The 21,382-nt window shown below is 42.4% G+C and carries 19 protein-coding genes; 13 read left to right on the forward strand and 6 right to left on the reverse strand.

Annotated features, from left to right (window positions below; all coding sequences use genetic code 11):
- The first annotated feature begins 17 nt into the window (after positions 1-17).
- The 12 genes from PQR79_RS04810 to PQR79_RS04865 all read left to right on the forward strand — a co-directional run bounded on the left by PQR79_RS04810 (position 18) and on the right by PQR79_RS04865 (position 14,951).
- Positions 18-779 (forward strand): SDR family NAD(P)-dependent oxidoreductase, encoded by a 762-nt coding sequence (locus tag PQR79_RS04810; protein ID WP_238103796.1) that lies wholly within the window; start codon positions 18-20, stop codon positions 777-779.
- Between the two features lie 56 nt (positions 780-835).
- On the forward strand, positions 836-2,641 hold the full coding sequence (locus tag PQR79_RS04815) for an acyl-CoA dehydrogenase (RefSeq protein WP_238103795.1): 1,806 nt from the start codon (positions 836-838) through the stop codon (positions 2,639-2,641).
- A 230-nt stretch (positions 2,642-2,871) separates the two neighbouring features.
- Positions 2,872-3,333, forward strand: a complete 462-nt coding sequence (locus PQR79_RS04820; protein WP_238103794.1) for a MaoC family dehydratase — start codon at positions 2,872-2,874, stop codon at positions 3,331-3,333.
- A 93-nt stretch (positions 3,334-3,426) separates the two neighbouring features.
- Positions 3,427-4,353 (forward strand): SDR family NAD(P)-dependent oxidoreductase, encoded by a 927-nt coding sequence (locus PQR79_RS04825; protein ID WP_238103792.1) that lies wholly within the window; start codon positions 3,427-3,429, stop codon positions 4,351-4,353.
- A 317-nt stretch (positions 4,354-4,670) separates the two neighbouring features.
- Positions 4,671-5,852 (forward strand): acetyl-CoA C-acyltransferase, encoded by a 1,182-nt coding sequence (locus PQR79_RS04830; RefSeq protein WP_238103790.1) that lies wholly within the window; start codon positions 4,671-4,673, stop codon positions 5,850-5,852.
- Between the two features lie 80 nt (positions 5,853-5,932).
- Positions 5,933-7,597, forward strand: a complete 1,665-nt coding sequence (locus PQR79_RS04835) for an AMP-binding protein (protein ID WP_238103788.1) — start codon at positions 5,933-5,935, stop codon at positions 7,595-7,597.
- A gap of 151 nt (positions 7,598-7,748) precedes the next feature.
- Positions 7,749-8,813 (forward strand): patatin-like phospholipase family protein, encoded by a 1,065-nt coding sequence (locus PQR79_RS04840; protein WP_238103787.1) that lies wholly within the window; start codon positions 7,749-7,751, stop codon positions 8,811-8,813.
- A 58-nt stretch (positions 8,814-8,871) separates the two neighbouring features.
- Positions 8,872-9,870 carry an NADP-dependent oxidoreductase gene (locus PQR79_RS04845; RefSeq protein ID WP_238103786.1) on the forward strand — a complete coding sequence of 333 codons (999 nt, stop codon included), beginning with the start codon at positions 8,872-8,874 and terminating at the stop codon, positions 9,868-9,870.
- 72 nt (positions 9,871-9,942) lie between these two features.
- Positions 9,943-12,057: a molybdopterin-dependent oxidoreductase gene (locus PQR79_RS04850; protein ID WP_238103785.1), complete on the forward strand. Its 2,115-nt coding sequence runs from the start codon at positions 9,943-9,945 to the stop codon at positions 12,055-12,057.
- A gap of 47 nt (positions 12,058-12,104) precedes the next feature.
- Complete coding sequence (locus PQR79_RS04855) at positions 12,105-12,938, forward strand: AAA family ATPase (RefSeq protein ID WP_238103784.1); 834 nt, start codon at positions 12,105-12,107, stop codon at positions 12,936-12,938.
- 7 nt (positions 12,939-12,945) lie between these two features.
- Complete coding sequence (locus PQR79_RS04860) at positions 12,946-14,118, forward strand: vWA domain-containing protein (protein WP_238103783.1); 1,173 nt, start codon at positions 12,946-12,948, stop codon at positions 14,116-14,118.
- Between the two features lie 38 nt (positions 14,119-14,156).
- Positions 14,157-14,951 (forward strand): SGNH/GDSL hydrolase family protein, encoded by a 795-nt coding sequence (locus PQR79_RS04865; RefSeq protein ID WP_274408394.1) that lies wholly within the window; start codon positions 14,157-14,159, stop codon positions 14,949-14,951.
- 56 nt (positions 14,952-15,007) lie between these two features.
- On the opposite strand, the gene PQR79_RS04870 is transcribed toward PQR79_RS04865, so the two are convergent.
- Together PQR79_RS04870 and PQR79_RS04875 are read right to left on the reverse strand one after the other, a co-directional pair.
- Positions 15,008-15,784: a polysaccharide deacetylase family protein gene (locus PQR79_RS04870; protein ID WP_274408395.1), complete on the reverse strand. Its 777-nt coding sequence runs from the start codon at positions 15,782-15,784 to the stop codon at positions 15,008-15,010.
- The gene (locus PQR79_RS04875) at positions 15,781-16,500 is read right to left on the reverse strand and encodes a GDSL-type esterase/lipase family protein (RefSeq protein ID WP_238103780.1); all 720 of its coding nucleotides are present in this window, start codon (positions 16,498-16,500) and stop codon (positions 15,781-15,783) included. The genes PQR79_RS04870 and PQR79_RS04875 overlap by 4 nt, the downstream gene beginning before the upstream one ends.
- A gap of 523 nt (positions 16,501-17,023) precedes the next feature.
- On the opposite strand from PQR79_RS04875, the gene PQR79_RS04880 reads away from it, so the two are divergent.
- The gene (locus PQR79_RS04880) at positions 17,024-17,362 is read left to right on the forward strand and encodes a hypothetical protein (RefSeq protein ID WP_238103779.1); all 339 of its coding nucleotides are present in this window, start codon (positions 17,024-17,026) and stop codon (positions 17,360-17,362) included.
- 433 nt (positions 17,363-17,795) lie between these two features.
- Here the strand turns inward: PQR79_RS04880 and PQR79_RS04885 are convergent, their stop codons facing one another.
- The 4 genes from PQR79_RS04885 to PQR79_RS04900 all read right to left on the reverse strand — a co-directional run bounded on the left by PQR79_RS04885 (position 17,796) and on the right by PQR79_RS04900 (position 21,373).
- Positions 17,796-18,896 (reverse strand): PQQ-dependent sugar dehydrogenase, encoded by a 1,101-nt coding sequence (locus PQR79_RS04885; RefSeq protein WP_238103778.1) that lies wholly within the window; start codon positions 18,894-18,896, stop codon positions 17,796-17,798.
- A 43-nt stretch (positions 18,897-18,939) separates the two neighbouring features.
- Complete coding sequence (locus PQR79_RS04890) at positions 18,940-19,725, reverse strand: alpha/beta fold hydrolase (protein WP_238103777.1); 786 nt, start codon at positions 19,723-19,725, stop codon at positions 18,940-18,942.
- Between the two features lie 90 nt (positions 19,726-19,815).
- Positions 19,816-20,670, reverse strand: coding sequence for a crotonase/enoyl-CoA hydratase family protein (locus PQR79_RS04895; protein ID WP_238103776.1), 855 nt, complete (start codon positions 20,668-20,670; stop codon positions 19,816-19,818).
- A gap of 10 nt (positions 20,671-20,680) precedes the next feature.
- A complete protein-coding gene (locus PQR79_RS04900) occupies positions 20,681-21,373 on the reverse strand; it encodes a crotonase/enoyl-CoA hydratase family protein (protein ID WP_238103775.1) in 693 nt (230 codons plus the stop codon).
- Positions 21,374-21,382 lie beyond the last annotated feature (9 nt).

Raw genomic sequence — 21,382 nt, forward strand, 5'->3', positions numbered from 1 at the left:
TGACAGGAGTTACTCGCATGGATCCATTATTAGATTTTACTGGCAAGGTTGCCGTCATCACAGGTGCTGCACAAGGTTTTGGTAAGCTACTGTCGCAGGAACTGGCTAAGCGTGGCGCAAAATTAGTGATAAGCGACATTAATGAAACTGGCGTGCATCAAGTGGCTGATGACATTGCTGCCACGGGCGCTGAAGTGGTCGCAATGAAATGCGATGTATCAAAAGATGAGTCCTGTAAAGCCATGGTCGATACCGCGCTTGAGTATTTTGGCCGCGTTGATATTGGGGTTAACAATGCCGGGATAGCTCACGAGTTTATGCCACTGCACATTATTGATGAGTCGATAATGGACCACCAATTTGCCATTAACGTTAAAGGGGTTCAGTTTGGTATGCGCCATCAAATAGCCCAAATGCTTAAACAGGGTGAGGGCGCCATTTTAAATGTCAGTTCAATGGCTGGTTTAGGCGGCGCAGCCAGAGGCAGTGCCTACTCTATGGCTAAACACGCCGTAATTGGCTTAACCAAAACCGGTGCGGTTGAATATGGCCGCGACAACATTCGTATCAATGCCATTTGTCCTTTCTTTACCTTAACACCTATGGTGACCAACTTTGCTGACGAAGAAAAGCAAAAGAAAATGGCCCGTGGTGCGCCAATGAATCGATTAGGTGAGCCGAAAGAAATTGTTGCGGTCATGCTCATGATGTTATCGCCAAGCAATACCTACATGACAGGGCAATGTATTGCCGTTGATGGCGGCGTGTCTGCATTTTAAACCGCGGTGATATTAGCCGTCACCTTTGGAATACGTAAAAATAAGAAGAGAATATTATGCCTGCAACATTAATGAATGAACGCGATCTCGAGTTTATGCTTTACGAGCTGTTTGACAGTGAAGGGTTAGCAAGCCGCGAACGTTACCAAGATCATGATCGCCAAACCTTTAATGAAGTCATTAACACGGCAAAAGTCATTGCTGAAAAACATTTTCTTCCTATTCGCCAAAAACTTGATACCCATCAGCCCACGTTTGATGGCAAAAAAGTGCATATTATTCCTGAGTTAAAAACCGCAATCGATGCTGTTAATCATTCCGGTATCGGCTCTGCCACTGCCGATTACGACGTTGGCGGCATGCAACTGCCGCCCATTATTGCCAGTGCTGCATCATCGTTTTTAACCGTAGCGGGCGGTGTGGGCATGGGCTACAACATGCTGACTACTGCCAACGCTAATTTATTACAAGCACATGGCAGTGATGAGCTTATCAACACTTGGGTTAAGCCGATGCGAGAGGGCCGCTTTATGGGCACCATGGCCATGACCGAACCCGGCAGTGGATCGTCTTTAGGTGACTTAATCACCAAAGCGGTAAAAGCTGATGACGGCACTTATCGAATTAGCGGCAATAAAATTTATATTTCGGGTGGCGATCATGATTTAAGCGACAACATAGTGCATTTAGTGCTGGCGCGAATTCAAGGCGCGCCTAAAGGGGTAAAAGGGATTTCATTGTTTGTTGTGCCAAAGTTTTTACTCAATGATGACGGATCCATTGGTGCAGATAACGAAGTGGCGCTTGCAGGTTTGTTTCATAAAATGGGCGGCCGGGCACAAACCTCTACAGCACTGAGTTTTGGTGAAAAAAATGGCTCAGTGGGTTACTTGGTTGGTGAAGAACATTGTGGCCTTAAGTACATGTTCCACATGATGAATGAAGCCCGCATTATGGTGGGTACCAGTGGTGCGGTTCTGGCGGTGGCCGGTTATCAATATTCAGTTGATTATGCAAAAAACCGACCTCAAGGACGCTTACCTTCGTGTAAAGATCCGCAATCACCTATGGTCAATATTATCGAGCATGCAGATGTAAAGCGGATGCTGCTGGCACAAAAAGCCTATGCTGAAGGTGCAATGGCATTGGTGTTATACGGCACCCAATTAAGCGATGATGAACACACTGCCGCCACAGAAGAGCAGCGACAATATGCCCATACCTTATTAGATTTTTTAACGCCCATCATTAAAACCTGGCCATCTGAATATGGGCCTAAAGCCAACTCACTGGCAATACAAGTGATGGGGGGACACGGTTATATTAACGAGCATCCTGTTGAGATGTTTTACCGTGACAATCGTTTAAACCCCATACATGAAGGGACTACCGGGATCCAATCGTTAGATTTACTCACCCGTAAAGTGCCAATGAATAAAATGCTGGGTTATCAGGCGACACTAAATGAAATGCGCAAAACCCTTGATGAAGCTAAGCAATACAATGGTTTGCAGCAGATGACTGAGCAGCTTAGTGAGGCTCTGACCACGCTTTCAACCACCACTGAGGCGGTATTAAGCGCCATGGCCACCAAAAATATTGATTTGGCGTTATCCAACTCGGTTAAATACCTTGAGCTATTTGGCCATGTCATTATTGCCTGGTTATGGTTAAAGCAAAGTATTGTAGCCACTAAAGCCTTAGCGGAGCAGCCCCACCAGGACGATGTGTATTTTTATCAGGGTAAATTACAAGCTGCACAATATTTTTACCGCGTTGAGTTACCAGAGATCAATTTGTGGTCGCAGTTGTTAATACACACCGACAGTACCAGCTTTGATATGCAGCCAGAATGGTTTTAACTATATAATTGATTTATATTAATTTAAGTTGATTTGTCATTAAACATTATCCATCAAATGGGTAATGTTTTTGTTTTTAAGCGTGCAGCTAAAAAGCATTTACTATTCATATTGATAATAACTAAGTATCAAAACTATTCATTTGTTTAATTCGTTTACCCCAATTAGCATGAGATATCGCTTAAATTTCATTCATGGAACGTACTGTTACAGTACCAAGGGGAACGGAAATGCCAACAGTGATCCATCGTAACGACATTGCTCAATATATTGGCCACCAAGCCGCGCCAACTCATTGGCATCAAATTAATCAACAGCAGATTAACCAATTTGCTGATTGCACCTTAGATCACCAATTTATTCATGTTGATGAAGAAAAGGCTAAAGCCACGCCTTTTGGGTCAACCATTGCCCACGGGTTTTTATCGTTATCCATGCTGTCGCATTTTGCTGAGGAGTTTAGCGTGATCATCGACGGCTTTTATATGGGATTAAATGCCGGATTCGACAAAGTGCGATTTTTGCAACCGGTTACCGTTAATAGCCGGATTCGAGCGCATGCTAAAACCTTGTCGATAGAAGAAAAAAAGCCTGGGCAATTTCGTCTATCAACTGAAGTGACCATTGAAATAGAAGGCGTAGATACCCCAGCATTAGTGGCTGAGTGGATTTCGGTGCAAATGGTTAAGTGAACAAACAAGGGTTAAGTATCACGTTAACCACAAAATGAAACACAACGCTTACCTATAACAATAAAAATGATACAGCAAATTAGGGGAATCAAGATGACTATTAGTTTTGCAGGACAAGTGGCTATCGTAACAGGCGCAGGTAACGGGCTTGGGCGCTCACATGCATTAGCTTTAGCTAAACGCGGCGCTAAAGTGGTGGTGAATGATCTTGGTGGTGCGCGCGATGGTAGCGGCGCCTCTTCTGCAGCCTCACAAGAGGTGGTTGAATTAATTCAAGCCATGGGCGGCGAGGCCATCAGTCATGGCGCTAATGTGGCCAACTTTGATGAAGTGCAAGACATGGTGCAGCAAACCATGGACAAATGGGGCCGTGTCGACATTTTAATTAACAACGCTGGCATTTTACGTGATAAGTCTTTTTCGAAAATGACATTAGATGATTTTAAGCTGGTGATGGATGTACACGTTATGGGGTCAGTTAACTGCACCAAAGCAGTGTGGGAAATCATGAAGCAGCAACATTATGGCCGAATTGTAATGACCACCTCATCTAGCGGCATGTACGGCAACTTTGGCCAATCTAACTATGGCGCAGCCAAAATGGCAGTGCTTGGCTTAATGAATACCTTAGTTCTTGAAGGTGCAAAAAATAATATCCGTATTAATGCATTAGCTCCCACCGCGGGCACCCGTATGACCGAAGATTTAATGCCCGAAGAAATCGTTAAAGCCTTTGCGCCAGAGGCCGTCACAGCCGGCATGCTGACCTTGTGTGATGAAGCCGCACCTAACCGGTTTATTCTATGCGCTGGCGCTGGCGGCTATTCAAGTGCCAGTATTTTTGAAACCGACGGCTGCTTTATTCCCACCGCAAAACAAAGCCCAGAAGCTGTACGCGACAATTGGAACCAGATAACCGCGCAAGACAATCAAAAAGCATTAGTGTCGGGTGCGCAACAAGGTGAAAAGTTTATCATGAAAGCCATGGCGTTCATGAAATCGCAAACCGTGTCGTCTTAGCACGAATATATTAAGGTGGCGTAAATAACCTGAGCTCGGGATAATAAATGCCTTTCAAACAGTCCTTTGCCCTGCTCACTGCGTTGAATCGACTTACAATAGGCTAGCTATTGACGCGTCAATTCGCCTTGTTAGCAGAACAAATGACAAGCTTGAAAGTGAGAATGGGTAACATGTTGATTTTAAATAGTATAAGTTCATCCCTTATCCCGAGCTCAGGTTAAATAGATATGTCATTAGACATTGCAGATTAGAACGTCACCAAACCATTTTTATAGTGAATCAATGATTGAATAATAACAAGAAAGGGATTTGTCATGAGAGAAGCCGTCATAGTATCAGCCGCCCGCACGCCTATTGGCAAAGCTTACCGTGGGGCATTTAATGATTTATCAGCGCCTACATTATCAGCTGTAGCAGTAAAAGCCGCCGTAGAACGTGCACGTATAGATCCCAACGAGATTGATGATTGTATTTTTGGTGCCGCGCTGACTCAAGGTAATCAGGGGATGAACTTTGGTCGCCAGGTGGCTATGGCTGCTCAGTTACCTGTGTCTGTGGCTGGCATGACGGTTGATCGCCAATGCTCGTCAGGCTTGATGTCGATTGCTATTGCCGCAAACCATATTGTCGCAGACGGTGCTAACGTTGTTGTGGCCGGTGGATGTGACTCAATCAGTTTGGTGCAAAACGATAAAATGAACATGCACCGCGCCGTAGACCCAAGTGTTAAAGCTTACCGACCAGCCATTTACATGCCCATGCTTGATACTGCCGAAATAGTGGCTAATCGTTATAACATTTCGCGCGAACGCCAGGATGCCTATGCACTCACGTCACAACAGCGCACCGCTGCTGCTCAGGCGTCGGGAAAATTTGATGATGAAATTGTACCGGTAAGCTGCATTAAATTGGTCATGGACAAAAACACAGGTGACATTAGCCAAGAACCTGTTACGTTAACTCAAGACGAAGGCAATCGTCCGTCAACCACTATTGAAGGCTTAGCCGGCTTAAAAGCGGTAAAAGACAATGGTTCAATTACTGGCGGTAATGCCTCGCAATTGTCAGATGGCGCAGCGGCAGTTGTTGTTATGGAGCGTGGGTTAGCAGAGCAACGCGGCCTTAAACCATTAGGTGTTTACCGCGGTATGGTGGTTGCTGGGTGTGAACCTGACGAAATGGGCATTGGGCCGATTTATGCCATTCCTAAGTTGCTTGAACGCAATGGCTTAACCATGGATGACATTGGTTTGTGGGAAATCAATGAAGCCTTTGCGGTACAAGTCATTTATTGTGCAGACAAATTGGGGATCCCGGCAGACAAGCTCAACGTCAATGGCGGGGCCATTTCAATTGGTCACCCTTATGGTATGAGTGGCACACGCATGGTGATGCACGCATTAATAGAAGGTAAACGTCGCGGAGTTAAATACGTGGTGATTAGTATGTGTATTGGTGGCGGTCAAGGCGCAGCGGGTTTGTTTGAAGTGTTGTAAGCGTTTAGTTGCTTGTTTGAAGGTCATCATAATAATAAAAACGGCGATAGTTTTCGCATCATAATAAAGGGGACAGTATTATGGAAAAAGTTTGGCTACAAAAGAGTTACCCGCCTGGGGTTGAGTTTGAAATCGATCCAGATAAATACAATTCGTTGGCAGAATTGTTTTTTAAATATACCAAGCAATATGCAAGTAATACGGCATTTATCAATATGGATGTCAGCATAACCTATCAACAACTCGAACAACAAGCGACAGAATTTGCGGCTTACTTGCAAAACGATTTAGGCTTAGTCAAAGGTGACAAGTTCGCCATTATGATCCCCAATGTGTTGCAATATCCTATCGCCTTATTTGGTGCTTTAATTTCAGGGTTAACCGTTGTTAACGTTAATCCTTTGTACACCGCACGAGAATTAGAACACCAACTTAAAGATTCGGGTGCAAAGGGCATTCTCATTCTAGAAAACTTTGCCCATGTATTACAGGCTGTTATCAATAATACAGACGTTAAACATGTTATTACCACCAGTGTTGGGGACAGGTTAGGCTTGATTAAAGGCGCGTTAATTAATGGCGCAATCAAGCATCTTAAAAAACAAGTTCCACCTTTTGTTTTACCTAATGCGGTTAAGTTTAATGATGCCATGGCCAAAGGCAGTAAAAGCACATTTACGCCTGTCGACATAACGGGTGCTGATTTAGCCTTTTTACAATATACCGGTGGTACGACAGGCCCTTCAAAAGGTGCGATGTTGACGCACCGTAATATGGTGGCCAACCTTGAACAATCAAATGCGGTGACCAAAAATGTCTACGAAATTGGCAAAGAGTTTATGGTTACGGCATTGCCGCTTTACCATATCTACGCATTAACCTCTAATTGCTTGGCCTTTTTACCCTTTGGTGGTCAAAATTTACTGATCACGAATCCACGCGATATGCCTGGTTTTGTTAAAGAGTTAGCCAAGTATAAATTTACCGTTATCACGGGAGTCAATACCTTATTTAATGGTTTGCTTAATACTCCGGGTTTTGATCAATTAGACTTTAGCGCACTTAAAATGGGTTTTGGCGGCGGTATGTCTGTACAGCGTCCTGTGGCTGAACATTGGGAGCGAGTGACTCACTCTAAATTATTAGAAGGTTACGGCTTAACAGAATGCGCACCATTAGTCACGATGAGTCCGTACAATCAAGAAAAATACAATGGCTCTATTGGCTTACCTGCATCGTCTACTGATATTCGTTTAGTTGGCGCTGATGGTGAAGATGTTGCCTTGGGCGAGCCTGGCGAAATGTGGGTGAAAGGCCCGCAGGTCATGAAAGGCTATTACAATCGCCAAAAAGCCACCGATGAAGTGTTAAGAGACGGTTGGTTAGCCACGGGGGATATTGCCACCATGGATGAAAACGGTTTCTTTAGAATCGTTGACCGTAAAAAAGACATGATTATTGTGTCGGGTTTTAATGTATTCCCAAATGAAATTGAAGAAGTCATTGTGGCCCATGAAGGTGTGCTTGAAGCCGCTGCGGTGGGGGTGTCATGCGATGCCACTGGTGAGCGGGTAAAAGTGTATATTGTGCGTAAAGATCCCAATCTTACTGAGCAAGATATTTTTGATCATTGCGCCGAAATGCTCACCAATTATAAGCGCCCTAAAATCATCGAGTTTATGGACGAATTACCCAAAAGTAATGTCGGTAAAGTATTGCGTAAAGACTTGCGTAGTAAGGCATAGCTAATCCACAGCACTGAGTCGGTTGTATAGCGACTCAGTGTGTCTTTTTTCCTAAATCAACGACAGTTAATCGTCATGCCGCGGAGAATCTTCACGTTAACCAGATTCACTTTGGCATTGCGTCGCTGTAAGAGTCAGTAACCATTATTATATGTTAGAAATTTATGCCGGTGACACGGCCTTAAAAACAATACAACAAGATGGCTTTTCTCCTGAGCTATTTAGCGCATTTTTAGGTGCCAGCGGTGGCCCCAAGTGGTTCACCTTGTTTGGCTTAGACAAATATCTTTTTGGCGACTTTTTTAAAGACAGACAACAGCCATTAAACCTAATAGGCTCGAGTGCGGGGGCCTTTCGTGCTGCATGTTTTGCACAAAAAAATCCGGTTGCCGCCATAGAACGTTTGGCTAAAAACTACAGTGAAACCGTGTATTCAGATGATAAAAAGCCACAACCGCTGGAGATTACAACCAAGGCATTTGAGTTACTCGAACAATTATTTGGCGCAACAGGCGCCGATGAAATCGTCAATAATCCAGTATTTAAAGCGCATTTTATAGTGGCTAAATGCAATGGTTTTGTGGCTTCAGAAAACAACCTTAAACAAGGTATAGGGTTAACCAATAGCTTTATTCGTAATGCGCTAAGTAGGCCGTTACTTAAAAGCCAGTATGAACGGTTTATTTTTCAACATTATCAAAGTGATTTAGTGATAAATGACCCAGATAGTATTCCGACTACCGTCGTAGGTTTATCTGAGCAAAATATCAAACGCGCCTTGCTTGCGTCAGGCTCTATCCCGATGGTGATGCAAGGGATTAAGGATATTCCTGATTGTCCACCCGGTATGTACCGAGATGGCGGCATTATCGATTATCATTTTGACTTTACTATTCAAAATGAAGGCTTAACCTTGTACCCACATTTTAGCTCCACCTTAAAAGCGGGATGGTTTGATAAAAATTTGTCTCGCAATGTCAGATTACAACATTACGATAAAACCGTGTTGCTTTGCCCCTCTGCCGAGTTTGTTGCATCGTTGCCATATCAAAAAATTCCCGACCGCAAAGACTTTATTGAATTAACACCCGAGCAACGAATTAAGTATTGGAAGCAAGTGTTTGTTGATAGTGAAAAATTAGCGTTTCACTTTAAACATTTTTATCGTAACCAGAAGATCAGCAGCATTAAACATATTAGCCAGCTTTTTAGCTAAAAATATTTATATAACGCCTAATACAGGCACCTAACTAACAGAAAATGAGAGTGTACACATGAGCACATTTACTGCAATCAATCTTATCGCTCGTCCACAAGGCGGCCCAGTAGGCCCAGAATTATTTGAAGTAGTACAAAAGCCGATGCCAATCGTTGCCGATGGTCAATTTCTCGTTAAACAGAGCCATATGTCACTTGATCCTGCCATGTTTGGCTGGATGAGCCCAGACACAGAAAGCTATATTCCACCCGTTGAGTTAGGCGAGGTGATGCGCAGCTCAGGGATTGGTGAAGTGGTTGAAAGCAAGCATCTAGACTTTAGCGTGGGTGATCGTGTAATGGGCATGATGGGTTGGCAAGAATATTTTTTAAGTAATGGCCCAGGGTTAAACAAAGTGACCGCGCCATTACCCGATGAAGCCATATTGTCAGTTTTTGCGTTACCAGGCTTAACGGCTACCCAAGGACTTTTTAATGTGGGTAAACCTAAAAAGGGCGAAACCATTGTGGTTTCAGGTGCGGCGGGCTCAGTGGGCTCTATTGTTGGACAGCTGGCGAAAGCGGATGGATTAACGGTCATTGGTGTTGTTGGCAGCGATGAAAAAGCAGAGTGGATTGTAAACGAATTAGGTTTTGACGGTGCCATTAATTACAAAACAGATGATATAGAAGCCAAGCTTGTGGAGCTAACGCCAAAGGGTGTTGATATCTATTTTGAAAACACGGGCGGTCCTATTCAACATCATGTATTCGCCAGAATGAATGCCCATGGACGCATAGTGGTGTGTGGCATGATTGCTGATTATGCTAAAGCTGTGCCTGATTTAGGCCCTAATTGGATCCAGGTGATCAAAAAGCGCCTCACTATCCAAGGCTTTACTATGCCAGACCACTTTGGCGATGTTCCGGCCTTATTACAAAAACTGACACCCTATGTCATGAATGGACAGATTAAGCATCGCGCGCATGTTTTAGAGGGACTTGAATCAGCAATGACCGGACTTAATTTGTTCTTTACGGGTGCTAACAAAGGCAAATTAATCGTTAAAATTTAATCATTAATTCATTAGCACAACCGACATCTGGTTGTGCTGATTGATTGAACATCTGGCCAGCAGGTAAACAATATGAGCGAAATCAATACCCATTATCGAAATTGCAATATCTGTGAGGCCATGTGTGGCTTAGAAATTAGCTATCAAGATCAGCAAATTATCTCTATTAAAGGCGATCAACTTGACCCATTTAGTCAAGGTTACAATTGCCCCAAAGCATTAGCGTTAGAAGATTTTTATACGGATAACGACCGTTTAAAAACCCCAATAAAACGCACGGCCTCAGGTTGGCAAGCCATTAGTTGGGATGATGCGTTGACTGAAATTGTCGATAAATTCAAAAGTATTCAGCAACAACATGGCAAAAATGCATTAGCGGTGTATTTAGGCAATCCCAACGCTCACAGTTTAGGCAATGCGTTATTTCTCAAACCGTTTATGAAATCACTCGGCACCCTTAATCGGTTTAGCTCAGCCTCTGCCGATCAATTACCGCATCATGTGGCCGCAAATTTTATGTTTGGCGCAGGCATGTTAATCCCCGTGTCTGATATTGACCGAACTAATTTTATGTTAATTATTGGGGCAAACCCTGTCGTGTCGAATGGCAGTATGATGACCGCACCAAATGTTATTGGTCGCTTAAAAGCCATCCAAAAACGCGGTGGCAAAGTCGTGGTTGTCGACCCGCGAAAAACCCGCACCGCTAAAATAGCCGATCAACATGTGTTTATTCGCCCTGAAAAAGACGCCTTTTTACTGCTGGCATTGATACATTGTGTATTTGTGCATAACAAGGTCAATTTACGTCATTTAAGCGACAAGGTTGAAGGGTTAGATGACGTCGAAAACCTAGTGAAAGATTACTCGCCAAATGTTGTCAGTCCATTAGTGGGCATTGCTGCAGAGGAGATTGAATCCTTATCAGCGCAAATGTTAGCTGCAGACTCAGCTGTTTGTTATAGCCGCATGGGGGCATCAACCCAGTCATTTGGTGGTATCTGTTTATGGCTCACTAATGTACTCAATATCATTACTGGTAACTTTGATCGCGCTGGTGGGGCAATGTTTCCACAACCAGCTTTTGATTTATTGCGTAATCACCATGCGGGTCATAAAACATCATTTGGTCAACATCAATCACGCGTGCGTAAATTACCGTTTTTTAATGGTGAATTTCCAGTCGCAGCGTTAGCTGAAGAAATCCAAACACCGGGTGAAGGCCAAATTAGAAGTTTGATTACGGTTGCTGGTAATCCTGTATTATCTGCACCGAGTGGTCATCAGCTTGCCGCGGCATTTAACGAGCTTGATTTTATGGTGTCGATTGATATCTACCTCAATGAAACCACCAAATACGCTGACATTATTTTACCGGGCACCACGGGTGTCGAAAACTCACATTTTGATATTTTCTTTAACTCGTTTTCTGTTAGAAACACGGTTAAATATTCTGCGCCGCTATTTGAAAAGCACAGCGATCAACGTAACGATTGGCAAATATTGAAAGAGATTTCTGCACGCATGCTCAATATTGGTGCCGACGACCCAATGCAGCAAGTTACCCCTGAAATGATTTTGGATATGGAGCTTAAACAAGGTCCATATGGCAAGCAGGGCATGAGTTTGAAAAAATTAATCGATAATCCACACGGCATTGACATTGGCCCATTAATGCCATGTTTATTAGAGCGAATTAAAACCACTAATGGCAAGATTGATTTATTCCCGCAGGTGTATCGCGACGATTTACCGCGCTTGCAGGCGGTCATGACTCAAACCACACGTGATAATCAATATCCATTTGATTTAATCAGCCGACGATTAGTGAAAAGCCACAACACTTGGACCCAAAATTCAGAGCGGTTAATTAAAGGAAAAAATCCTTGTACTTTAGAGGTCAATTCTCTTGATGCCAAAGCACTGGGTATTGAGCAGGGACAAGTGGTTACTGTTACCTCAGCCGTGGGAGAAATTAACATAGAAGTGGTCATCACAGATGATATTCAGCCAGGCGTTGTCACCATGCCGCAAGGGTGGGGTCATAATCAGCAAGGCACCAATATGTCTGTTGCCCAGACTCAACCTGGCGTGAGCATTAATGATTTAACAGATGCTAAACGAGTTGATATGCTGACAGGAAACGCGGCGTTTAATGGCACTCCAGTTGCGATCAAGCTTGCTTAATGATTCAAAGTATAAACAAAAATAACGAATGAATAGAAAGGTTAACCATGTTTAAAAGTACCCAAAACTACATTGCATCAAACGACCTCACATTAGCGGTTAATGCCGCCATTGCGCTCGAAAAACCGTTATTGATAAAAGGGGAGCCTGGCACGGGTAAAACACAGTTAGCAGAAGAGTTAGCGTGCTCACTTAACTGTAAACTGTATCAATGGCATATTAAGTCGACCACGAAAGCCCAGCAAGGTTTGTATGAATACGATGCCGTATCTCGCCTGCGTGACAGCCAGTTAGGTGATGCCCGTGTACATGACATTAGCAACTACATTGTGAAAGGTAAGTTATGGCAGGCATTTGAAGAAGAACAACGCCCCATTTTATTGATTGATGAAATCGATAAGGCCGACATCGAATTTCCTAACGACTTGCTGCAAGAGCTCGATAAAATGGAATTTTATGTCTATGAAACTCAACAAGTGATTAAAGCAAAACAACGTCCCATTATTATCATCACCTCTAACAACGAAAAAGAGCTGCCCGATGCCTTTTTAAGACGTTGTTTTTTCCATTACATTAAGTTTCCGACCAAAGAGGAAATGGCCAAGATCATCGATGTGCATCATCCGAATGTTAAGCAGGAGTTGTTACAGCAAGCATTAGAGGTATTTTTCGATTTGCGTGACGTCAATGGCATTAAGAAAAAGCCGTCAACATCTGAGCTCATTGATTGGTTAAAACTGCTGATATCGGACGACATTTCACAACAGACCTTACTGAATAAACAATCTGACATCGTTCCGTTGTTTGGCGCATTATTAAAGAATGAACAAGATGTGTCGTTGATCGAAAAACTGGCCTTTATGAGCCGCAGAAACAGGTAGTATAGCTGTGTTTATTGATTTTTTTCTCACCCTAAAAAAACACAAAGTACCGTGTAGTTTGCGTGAACTACTTGATCTTATTGCTTTGCTTAAAAAAGGCGTGGTGTTTGCTGACGTTGAAGCGTTTTATAATTTAGCCAAGATTGTCATGGTAAAAGATGAGATCTATTACGACAAATACGACAACGCCTTTGCTGAGTATTTTCAAGGTATCGAACATATTGATATATTTGACAATATTTTACCAGAGGACTGGCTGCGTAAAGAGTTTGAAAAACATTTAAGCCAAGAAGAAAAAGACCAACTTAACGCACTTGGCGGTCTTGAAGAGCTAATGAAAACACTGAAAGAGCGTTTAGAAGAACAAAAAAAACGTCATGCTGGTGGTAATAAATGGGTTGGTACAGGTGGCACATCGCCTTTTGGCGCTTATGGCTATAACCCTGAAGGCATACGAGTGGGTCAGGATAAAAACCGAAATTACAGTGCGGTTAAAGTCTGGGATAAACGCGAGTTTAAAAACTTTGACCAGGACCGAGAGCTTGGCACCCGTAATATTAAATTGGCCCTTAAAAAGTTACGTAAATTTGCACGAACAGGTGCCAGTGAAAAACTCGATATTAATACCACTATTCGCTCAACCGCTCAAAATGGCGGCCTGCTCGACGTACACATGGAGCCAGAGCGTCATAACGCGGTAAAAGTGCTGATGTTTTTTGATATCGGCGGTTCAATGGACGATTACATTCATACCTGTGAAGAGTTATTTTCTGCCGCGCACAGCGAATTTAAACACTTGCGCTTTTTTTATTTTCATAACTGCTTATATGAAAGAGTATGGCAAGACAATAATCGCCGGTTTGATAAAACCATCGAACTAGAAGAAGTGTTACGGACTTTTTCGTCTGACTATAAAGTGATTTTTGTTGGCGATGCTACGATGGGGCCATACGAGATTATTGCCAAAGGTGGCAGTGTTGAACATTGGAATGAAAAACCCGGAATAGACTACATGAATCGGTTACTTGGTCATTTTCATAAAGTGGCCTGGCTAAATCCACAGCCAGAACAATACTGGCAGGTGCATCATTCAATTTCGATTATTCAAAAGCTGGTTGGCAACAAAATGTACCCTTTGACAGTCGATGGCATAGGCCGGGCCATTAAAGACTTGAGTTAATCTCATATCAGGTTAGTTAATTCATATTAAGGACAGCTATGTTGTATCACGGATTATCGATTATGTTGGCCCCAGTGTTGATATTACAAGGGCTCAAAGTGCGCCGCACAACCCCAAGACTTGCAGAGCCAGAAGGCGAACGTGTCGGTCAAACCGGGCCAAACCCCACGTTAAAATTATTGATTTTAGGAGACTCTGCAGCAGCAGGCGTTGGGGTGACAAATCAAAGTGAGGCGTTATTGGGCCAAATCCTTGAGCAATTAAGCCCCAAAGTAGATGTCAATTACGCTTTATTTGCTAAAACAGGGGCAACCACATCAAGTACCTTACAAGCACTCAATGAGCCGGTTGAGTGTAGTCATCCCATACTCGGGCAAACGCATTTTGATGTTATCGTCACGTCATTAGGGGTTAACGATATTACCTCATCGGTGAGTTGTGGAAAGTGGGTACAGCAACAACAGCAATTTTTTGAACTCATCAGAGTGCGTTATCAACCTAAACTGATCCTCGTAACGGCTTTACCGCCATTGGGGTTGTTTCCGGCATTGCCCAATCCACTTCGGTGGAGTTTAGGCAAACGTGCAAATCAGTTTAATCGCAGGTTGCAGCAATTAATATTCAAACTTAACCAGCAGGGCAATCGAACGAGTCAATTTTCCATGATTACATTGCCCTTAGACAACCCACAACCAGAACTATCTATGCTGGAATTTATGCGCCAAGTGATGGCGAGCGATGGGTTTCACCCAGGCGCACCCATTTATAATGCATGGGCGAGTTTAGTGGTAGAGCAGATAGTTGATGGTGGTGTTGTCCCAACGTTCGTTTAGCCACTAATACGTAAGGTAAGCATGAGATTAATCTGTATCGATTTAGTGGGGCTATATTACTGTTTGGTATTTTCTAAAAATTGAATAAACTCTGCTGCCGATACATACCAAATATCATCTTTGTTTGAGATAGTCCGAATAAGCTTTTCAGCGTAATCCCAATTATTATTTTGGGTCTTTTTATCAAACTCCCAAGCGTGGCCCCATATCATCATCACGGTCAGTTTTTCGCTTTTAAGTGCGATATATTGTTCAACTAATGGCATTGCTTTTTCGTGGTGTACAGTAGGGTTCCACTCCATATGGTTTTTGGGTAGTTCAAAATTATGGGTATCGTTTGTGGTTCTTGCATTAGTCAATCCAGTTTGTTTAACTAATTGCATGGCGGCGCTATCGTACGAACCTAAAGGGTAAGCAAATGATTTTAAGGGGCTGCCTTTAATCGGCGCTAAAATTTGTTGATCGCGAGAAAGTTGAAATTTGAGTTCTGCTTCGTTTAAGCCAGCAAAGCCAGGATGTGAGTAGCTGTGACTTGCAATTTCATGGCCTTTGTAAAGCGACTTGATTTCATCAAGGTTAATGTATTCACCTTCTTTGCCAGTAAAGGCTTTCATCCAAGGTAGTTTTTTACCAAACAACCCAGAATTTAAGTTAAATGTACCAATAACACGATATTGATTAAATAATTCAACCAATTTTCTATCTTGAATAACACCATCATCATAACTGAATATAACGGCTTTTGTTGCCCCGTTTGGGTAGTTGTGTATGGGTTTTTCATCTGCAAGGCAAAAATTTATAGCTGCAAAATAGATGATAAAAATATACTTCATTTTAACTCTGCCATTATTGGAGCCAGTTGCTCCGCCCATAGTGCGTAGCCTGCTTGATTTAAATGTGTCCCATCGGTAGTGAGAGCCTTGTTCATTGTGCCATTTGAGGATAAAAATGCAGCATGTAAATCGATATAGGTAAAACGTGCGTGTTTAATCATTTTGATTTGTTGATTAACGGTTTGCACCATGTCAGTGATAAAAGCGCGATGATCAGGCAGAATACTTTGCACAAAAATAGGCGTATTAGGCAGGGCTTCGTTTAGTTGTATTACGATGTTTTCGATGTTTTCACTGACAGACGATAAGTTTTTTACTTGTTTAATATAATAAAAATTATAAATATCGTTTACACCTATTTTTAAAAATATCGCCTTAGGTTGTGTCATTTTTAATTCGTCTAGGCGAGCCAAAACACCATAGGTCGTGTCACCGCTAATACCACGGTTTCTCACTCGCAGATCATTAAACCTAATTGCCCAATTTAGCCCTTGCTCTGTAATACTGTCGCCGATAAATACAATATCATTTGATCGCAAAGGCTGTAATGTAAAATGTGCAATTCGTTCTGAGTAATGATTTTTCAGCCAGTCAGATTGATAAGGGATTGGTTCTTCGGCATTTGCATGAACACTGGCAACGCCAGAGCATACAAAAAGCAAAAAAAGAACAAATGATGTGTTTTTGTGTGAAAATTGACTTCGTTTAACGTCCATAAAAATACCGTACTTACCAACATACTCAAATTACAATGTATCGATTAATGCCAGATTTTGATATGTATTACATTCGTATTCAGTCAATATCGGTTTTCTATCAATAAGTAAATTTATTAGCTTAATACCATCAACATGGCCATATATGACATTTTTTAAAATGTAAATTTAGCCACTTAGTGAAAAGCATGTGTTTTTGCCTAGGCGCTTACATATTAAGAATCGGTGAACAAAAATCAATCTAAAAGACTATGTTGAGAAAATTAGAGCTATTTTAATATATTATTGTTGTTTGGTTTATTTTTACATTTTATCTTGAGCCTTTTAAGGTGCAATTTAAGTTTTTATTTGAGTGTAAGAGTCATTAAATTGCTTTAGTTCAGAGATATAGGAAATGTAGGGTGATGTTAATCAATAACACAAAGGTCGGCTTTTATCGGAGAGCCGCTCAATAAGCTGTTAGGTGTTTAATTCGCCCGATACCTAGAGCATTTCTTTATTTGGGCGAACAAAAGGTAACAGTATGACAAAATTAATTGGCATTATTTCGATTATCAGTTTGTGGCTATCAGCTAGTGTTTTCGCTGCGGATGCGCAGCACTGTGTATTACTCGACGATAGCTGGGGAAATAGCTGTGGCTCTCCAGACTCATTGCAAATTAAAGTAAAGAACGGTTGCTCGCAAACGATTTATGTGAAGATGTGCATAGAAAAGAAAGATGGGAAATGGAGTTGTGGTAGTGATTCTTCGCTTGCCCCAGGTAGAACAAATACCGGTTTTTACACATGTCATGCAACAAGTCGGTACAAGTGGTCTGCGTGCACTGGTGGCTATAAAGAGTGTGGATTTAAGAACCTGTAACATCTAAATAACCTTAAACCCCGTTTGCTTGGTGGTCAAAATAAGGTTTATAAAGGTGCCCACGCGGTTACCGTCTTGGTAGCCGTGTATACAAAATTGTCTGCGTCAATCATGACTTAAAGTAATTTCGTGAGGTCAGGGTAAACTTTTATAAACAATTCAAAACTTGTGCCTTAAGCTAAATTCTATCTAAAATTAGTCAGAAGTCATGACTGGAATTACTCAAATCAAACCTGAAATTGAGGCACTTGAATCCTTTACACAAAAGAACACGTTAACTTATCATTGCCTGTCACATACATCTTAGCCACACACATTTTAGCCAAAACTAAAAAACACAACAAACACTTGGAGCCCAGCTCAACAGCTCTGCTGGGACGACAAGAAGTGGCTTAGTAAGTTTACTATCATCTAAGATTAAGCCTGAAAAACATTACTGCTTGTTATAACTCACCCGATAAATTGCATTGGCAAAGTCATCTGATATTAAGATTGAGCCGTCAGTAAGGGTCATCACATCCACTGGGCGGCCCCAGCTTTGCTCACCCTCAAGCCATCCGGTAGCGAAGGGGTTGTAGGCAATGACTTTATTGTCTTTAAGCTCAACCTGCATAACACGATAGCCGACTTTGTTAGTGCGGTTCCACGAGCCATGTTGGGCAATTAAGATTGATTGCTGAAAAGCTGAAGGGAATTGACTACCTTGATAAAACTCCATGCCTAATGCCGCAACATGAGCGCCTAACGTTAATACCGGAGGCGTGTTGAGTTTAGCTATTTTGGCGTTTGTGAAATCAGGATCATTAATGTTTGTGTTGTGCACATAGGGAAAACCAAAATGTTGCCCAATTTGAGTAGCATGATTAAGCTCATCGTCGGGTAAATCGTCGCCCATCATGTCGCGGCCGTTGTCGGTAAACCATAGCTCGCCCGTAACGGGATGAAAATCAAACCCAACACTATTACGCACACCTTTAGCCACAATCGTGGTTTGTTTAGTGTCGACATTGAGTTTTAAGATGGACGCAAAAGGTAAATCACTTTCACATACATTGCAGGGTGCGCCTACGGGAATATATAAGTGTCCATCTGGCCCAAAGGCAATAAATTTCCAGCCGTGATGGGCTTTGCTGGGCAGTTTATCGAAAACTAATTCGGGTTTCGCAATAATGGGTAGTGATGCCTCAATAGCTGGGTAACGCCAGATCTTATCCACTTCAGCGACATATAGGCTACCGTTATGATAAGCAAGTCCGGATGGCATAAACAAATCTTTCGCAATAATGATTTTTTTATCGGCTTTAAAGTCATTATCATTGTCTATAAGCGCATAAACCTTGCCTGCTTTGCGACTGCCTACAAAAACAGTTCCGTTTTCACCAAGGGCCATCTGTCTCGCATTCTCTACATTCTCGGCATATAGATCAATGGTAAATCCTGCAGGTAATTGAATTTTATCAAGAGGCAAAGCCATCGTTGAGCCGATAAACACCAGATTACAGGTTAGGGCAGTAAATAATGTGGCTATTTTCATAATGGCGTGCTCCTATTTATTGACTCACTTGTACGACGTTTTTTTACCAATCTTTGATTATCTCTTTGACTATGGCTGCGGTGTTTTCAGGCTGTTCTAATGGGAACATATGGCCGCCCTTTGGCAATGCGATTAATTCAATATTATTGAGCTTGGCAAAACGATAAAAATGTTTAATCGGAAAGATTGTGGTGTTTTCACCGTAAATCAGTTTTGCAGGTACGGTTAACTTGTTTTTGTACTTAGCAAGATTAGTCGGTAAATGCCTAAAAATATCCGCTTCTACGGCTGGAGAGAAGGTCAGCTCTAATCGTTGATTTCGTCGTATCGCTCCCGAATGTACATAGTCTTGTAGGCAGCGGCGATCAAAGTTTTTAAACAAAGCCTTCTGTGAAAAATATTCAACCAAATTGGTGTTTTCTGGCCATTGGTTCTGCCGTGTTTTTGCTTTACCGGCAGGGGAAAGTTTATCAATATAAGGCGTACGCTTAATAACACGCAATAAATGCGAAAACGCGCCGGTGACAACGGGTGGATCTAACATCACTAATCCACGAAACAACTCTGGGTGTTGGCAGGCGGCAATAAATGAAATAACGCCACCAAATGAGTGCCCAACACAAATCACTGGTTCATTTTGTTTTTTAATAAATTCAATTAATTCAGTGACAAGGTGTTGCCAGTTGTTGTGTATGGGGTACCGCGCATTATGGCCAAATTGATTGTGGGCAACAGTGCGATAGTCGTTTTCAAATTCAGTAAGCAATGTTTTATAGCTTCCCGCTGGAAAGCCGTTTGCATGCACAAGATTAATTAAGGGTTTTGTCATTGTTTGCTCTACAGAGTTAGCGATATTGTCGATTAAATTTATTCACTTATAAAACGAATTAATTGGCAATCGCACAATAATATCCCATGCTTAAAATATTTTTGTTGGATCAATTTGAAGCAGCTCAGCAAATTGCGGTTCGCGCTTTTGTGCTTTGGCTGTAAAGATTTCCATCATGTCGTTTTGTGGTTGAAACATGCCACTTTGCCACACCGACATATAATTTAAACTGTCGGCGACACTGTGATCACGGGCATAGTTAATCATTTCTTTACAACCCGCGACAGCTAAGGGCGAGCGGGCGGCCATTTCTGCTGCGATGCCTAAAACAGCACTAAGCATTGACCCATGGTCGTCATACACTTGATTAACTAAACCGGCTTGCTTGGCTTCTGCCGCAGGCATTCTGCGACCCGTGTAGGCGAGTTCTTTTACTAAGCCAATAGAGATAAGCTTTGGTAAACGTTGTAATGTGCCCACATCGGCGGTCATACCGAGTTTGGTTTCTTCTATGCTAAAAAACGCGTCGCTGGTGCAATAACGGCAATCGGCTGCAGTGACCATATCAACGGCGCCACCAATGCAGCCACCTTGTATGGCCACAAGTACCGGCATGCGGACTGTTTCAAGGACATTAAAGCAATCTTGTAATTTAAGAACTAATCGGCGTAATTGCTCGTGTTTACGGCCTAATTCGATATTGTCATCATTGTTGTTTGCACTAAACACGGCTAAATCCATCCCGGCGCTAAAATGCTTGCCAGTTGATGAGATCACAATGGCACGAGCCGCAGATTGATGGTTAATCTCCTGAATGACGCTTGGAAATTCATGCCAAAAGTCGACATTCATTGAGTTAAGTTCATCTGGTCGATTAAGCACGATATGGGCGACTTTATTGTTAATCTCAACGGTAAGAGTGTTATAGCTTTCCTGTAGACTCATGGTGATATCCTTATACTATTTTCGTTGTTAATGCGTCATGTTCTATTGCAGCATCTAAGGCTGCTAGAATGTGCTGACGTTCTTTTAATTTTGTCCCGTGATGGGCTTTCATATTCAGTTGTTGCATTTGGCTTGCTACTGCATGTGCGCTTTTCATGAGTTGCTCAGGGGCGACAACGAGATCTAGAAAGCCTGCGTTTATAGCGGCTTCTGGGCTAAAAAGCTCAGCATTAATGACCGCGCGCGAGAGGTAATTAATAGGAATTCGATTACGCGCAATTTCAATACCAGCCTGGTGCATTGTCATGCCGATGGCCACTTCGTTTAACCCAATTTTAAACGTGCCACTGCAGCCGATGCGATAATCACAGCTCAATAATAAAAAGGCACCTTTAGCAATAGCATGACCACTGCACACTCCAATAATGGGAGTGGCGAAGGCCAGCATTCTGCGAGATAACGTTGAGCCTGCAGTGACCAGTGCCATTGCCTCTTCTGGGCTTTTTTTCATGGTGTTTAAATCGTATCCGCCTGAAAACATCCCAGGCTGTCCTGTGAGTATCACCACAGCATTTTGTTGCTCTGCATCATCTAGCGCGAGATTTAATTGGGTAATGACCTCCGGCGATATGGCATTCACTTTGCCATTATTTAAGCTGATGATATGAACATTATTTTCTATCGCTATATCGATTAATTTCATGTTGCACCT

Origin of the sequence: Shewanella metallivivens (assembly GCF_028750675.1) — a bacterium.
GTDB classification, from domain to species: Bacteria; Pseudomonadota; Gammaproteobacteria; order Enterobacterales; family Shewanellaceae; genus Shewanella; species Shewanella metallivivens.

What these genes read in the sequence shown, in the direction of transcription:
- PQR79_RS04810 (WP_238103796.1), top strand. Translation starts at nt 18, where the DNA reads ATGGATCCATTATTAGATTTTACTGGCAAGGTTGCCGTCATCACAGGT.
- PQR79_RS04815 (WP_238103795.1), top strand. Translation starts at nt 836, where the DNA reads ATGCCTGCAACATTAATGAATGAACGCGATCTCGAGTTTATGCTTTAC.
- PQR79_RS04820 (WP_238103794.1), top strand. Translation starts at nt 2,872, where the DNA reads ATGCCAACAGTGATCCATCGTAACGACATTGCTCAATATATTGGCCAC.
- PQR79_RS04825 (WP_238103792.1), top strand. Translation starts at nt 3,427, where the DNA reads ATGACTATTAGTTTTGCAGGACAAGTGGCTATCGTAACAGGCGCAGGT.
- PQR79_RS04830 (WP_238103790.1), top strand. Translation starts at nt 4,671, where the DNA reads ATGAGAGAAGCCGTCATAGTATCAGCCGCCCGCACGCCTATTGGCAAA.
- PQR79_RS04835 (WP_238103788.1), top strand. Translation starts at nt 5,933, where the DNA reads ATGGAAAAAGTTTGGCTACAAAAGAGTTACCCGCCTGGGGTTGAGTTT.
- PQR79_RS04840 (WP_238103787.1), top strand. Translation starts at nt 7,749, where the DNA reads ATGTTAGAAATTTATGCCGGTGACACGGCCTTAAAAACAATACAACAA.
- PQR79_RS04845 (WP_238103786.1), top strand. Translation starts at nt 8,872, where the DNA reads ATGAGCACATTTACTGCAATCAATCTTATCGCTCGTCCACAAGGCGGC.
- PQR79_RS04850 (WP_238103785.1), top strand. Translation starts at nt 9,943, where the DNA reads ATGAGCGAAATCAATACCCATTATCGAAATTGCAATATCTGTGAGGCC.
- PQR79_RS04855 (WP_238103784.1), top strand. Translation starts at nt 12,105, where the DNA reads ATGTTTAAAAGTACCCAAAACTACATTGCATCAAACGACCTCACATTA.
- PQR79_RS04865 (WP_274408394.1), top strand. Translation starts at nt 14,157, where the DNA reads ATGTTGTATCACGGATTATCGATTATGTTGGCCCCAGTGTTGATATTA.
- PQR79_RS04870 (WP_274408395.1), bottom strand. Translation starts at nt 15,784, where the DNA reads ATGAAGTATATTTTTATCATCTATTTTGCAGCTATAAATTTTTGCCTT.
- PQR79_RS04875 (WP_238103780.1), bottom strand. Translation starts at nt 16,500, where the DNA reads ATGGACGTTAAACGAAGTCAATTTTCACACAAAAACACATCATTTGTT.
- PQR79_RS04880 (WP_238103779.1), top strand. Translation starts at nt 17,024, where the DNA reads ATGACAAAATTAATTGGCATTATTTCGATTATCAGTTTGTGGCTATCA.
- PQR79_RS04885 (WP_238103778.1), bottom strand. Translation starts at nt 18,896, where the DNA reads ATGAAAATAGCCACATTATTTACTGCCCTAACCTGTAATCTGGTGTTT.
- PQR79_RS04890 (WP_238103777.1), bottom strand. Translation starts at nt 19,725, where the DNA reads ATGACAAAACCCTTAATTAATCTTGTGCATGCAAACGGCTTTCCAGCG.
- PQR79_RS04895 (WP_238103776.1), bottom strand. Translation starts at nt 20,670, where the DNA reads ATGAGTCTACAGGAAAGCTATAACACTCTTACCGTTGAGATTAACAAT.
- PQR79_RS04900 (WP_238103775.1), bottom strand. Translation starts at nt 21,373, where the DNA reads ATGAAATTAATCGATATAGCGATAGAAAATAATGTTCATATCATCAGC.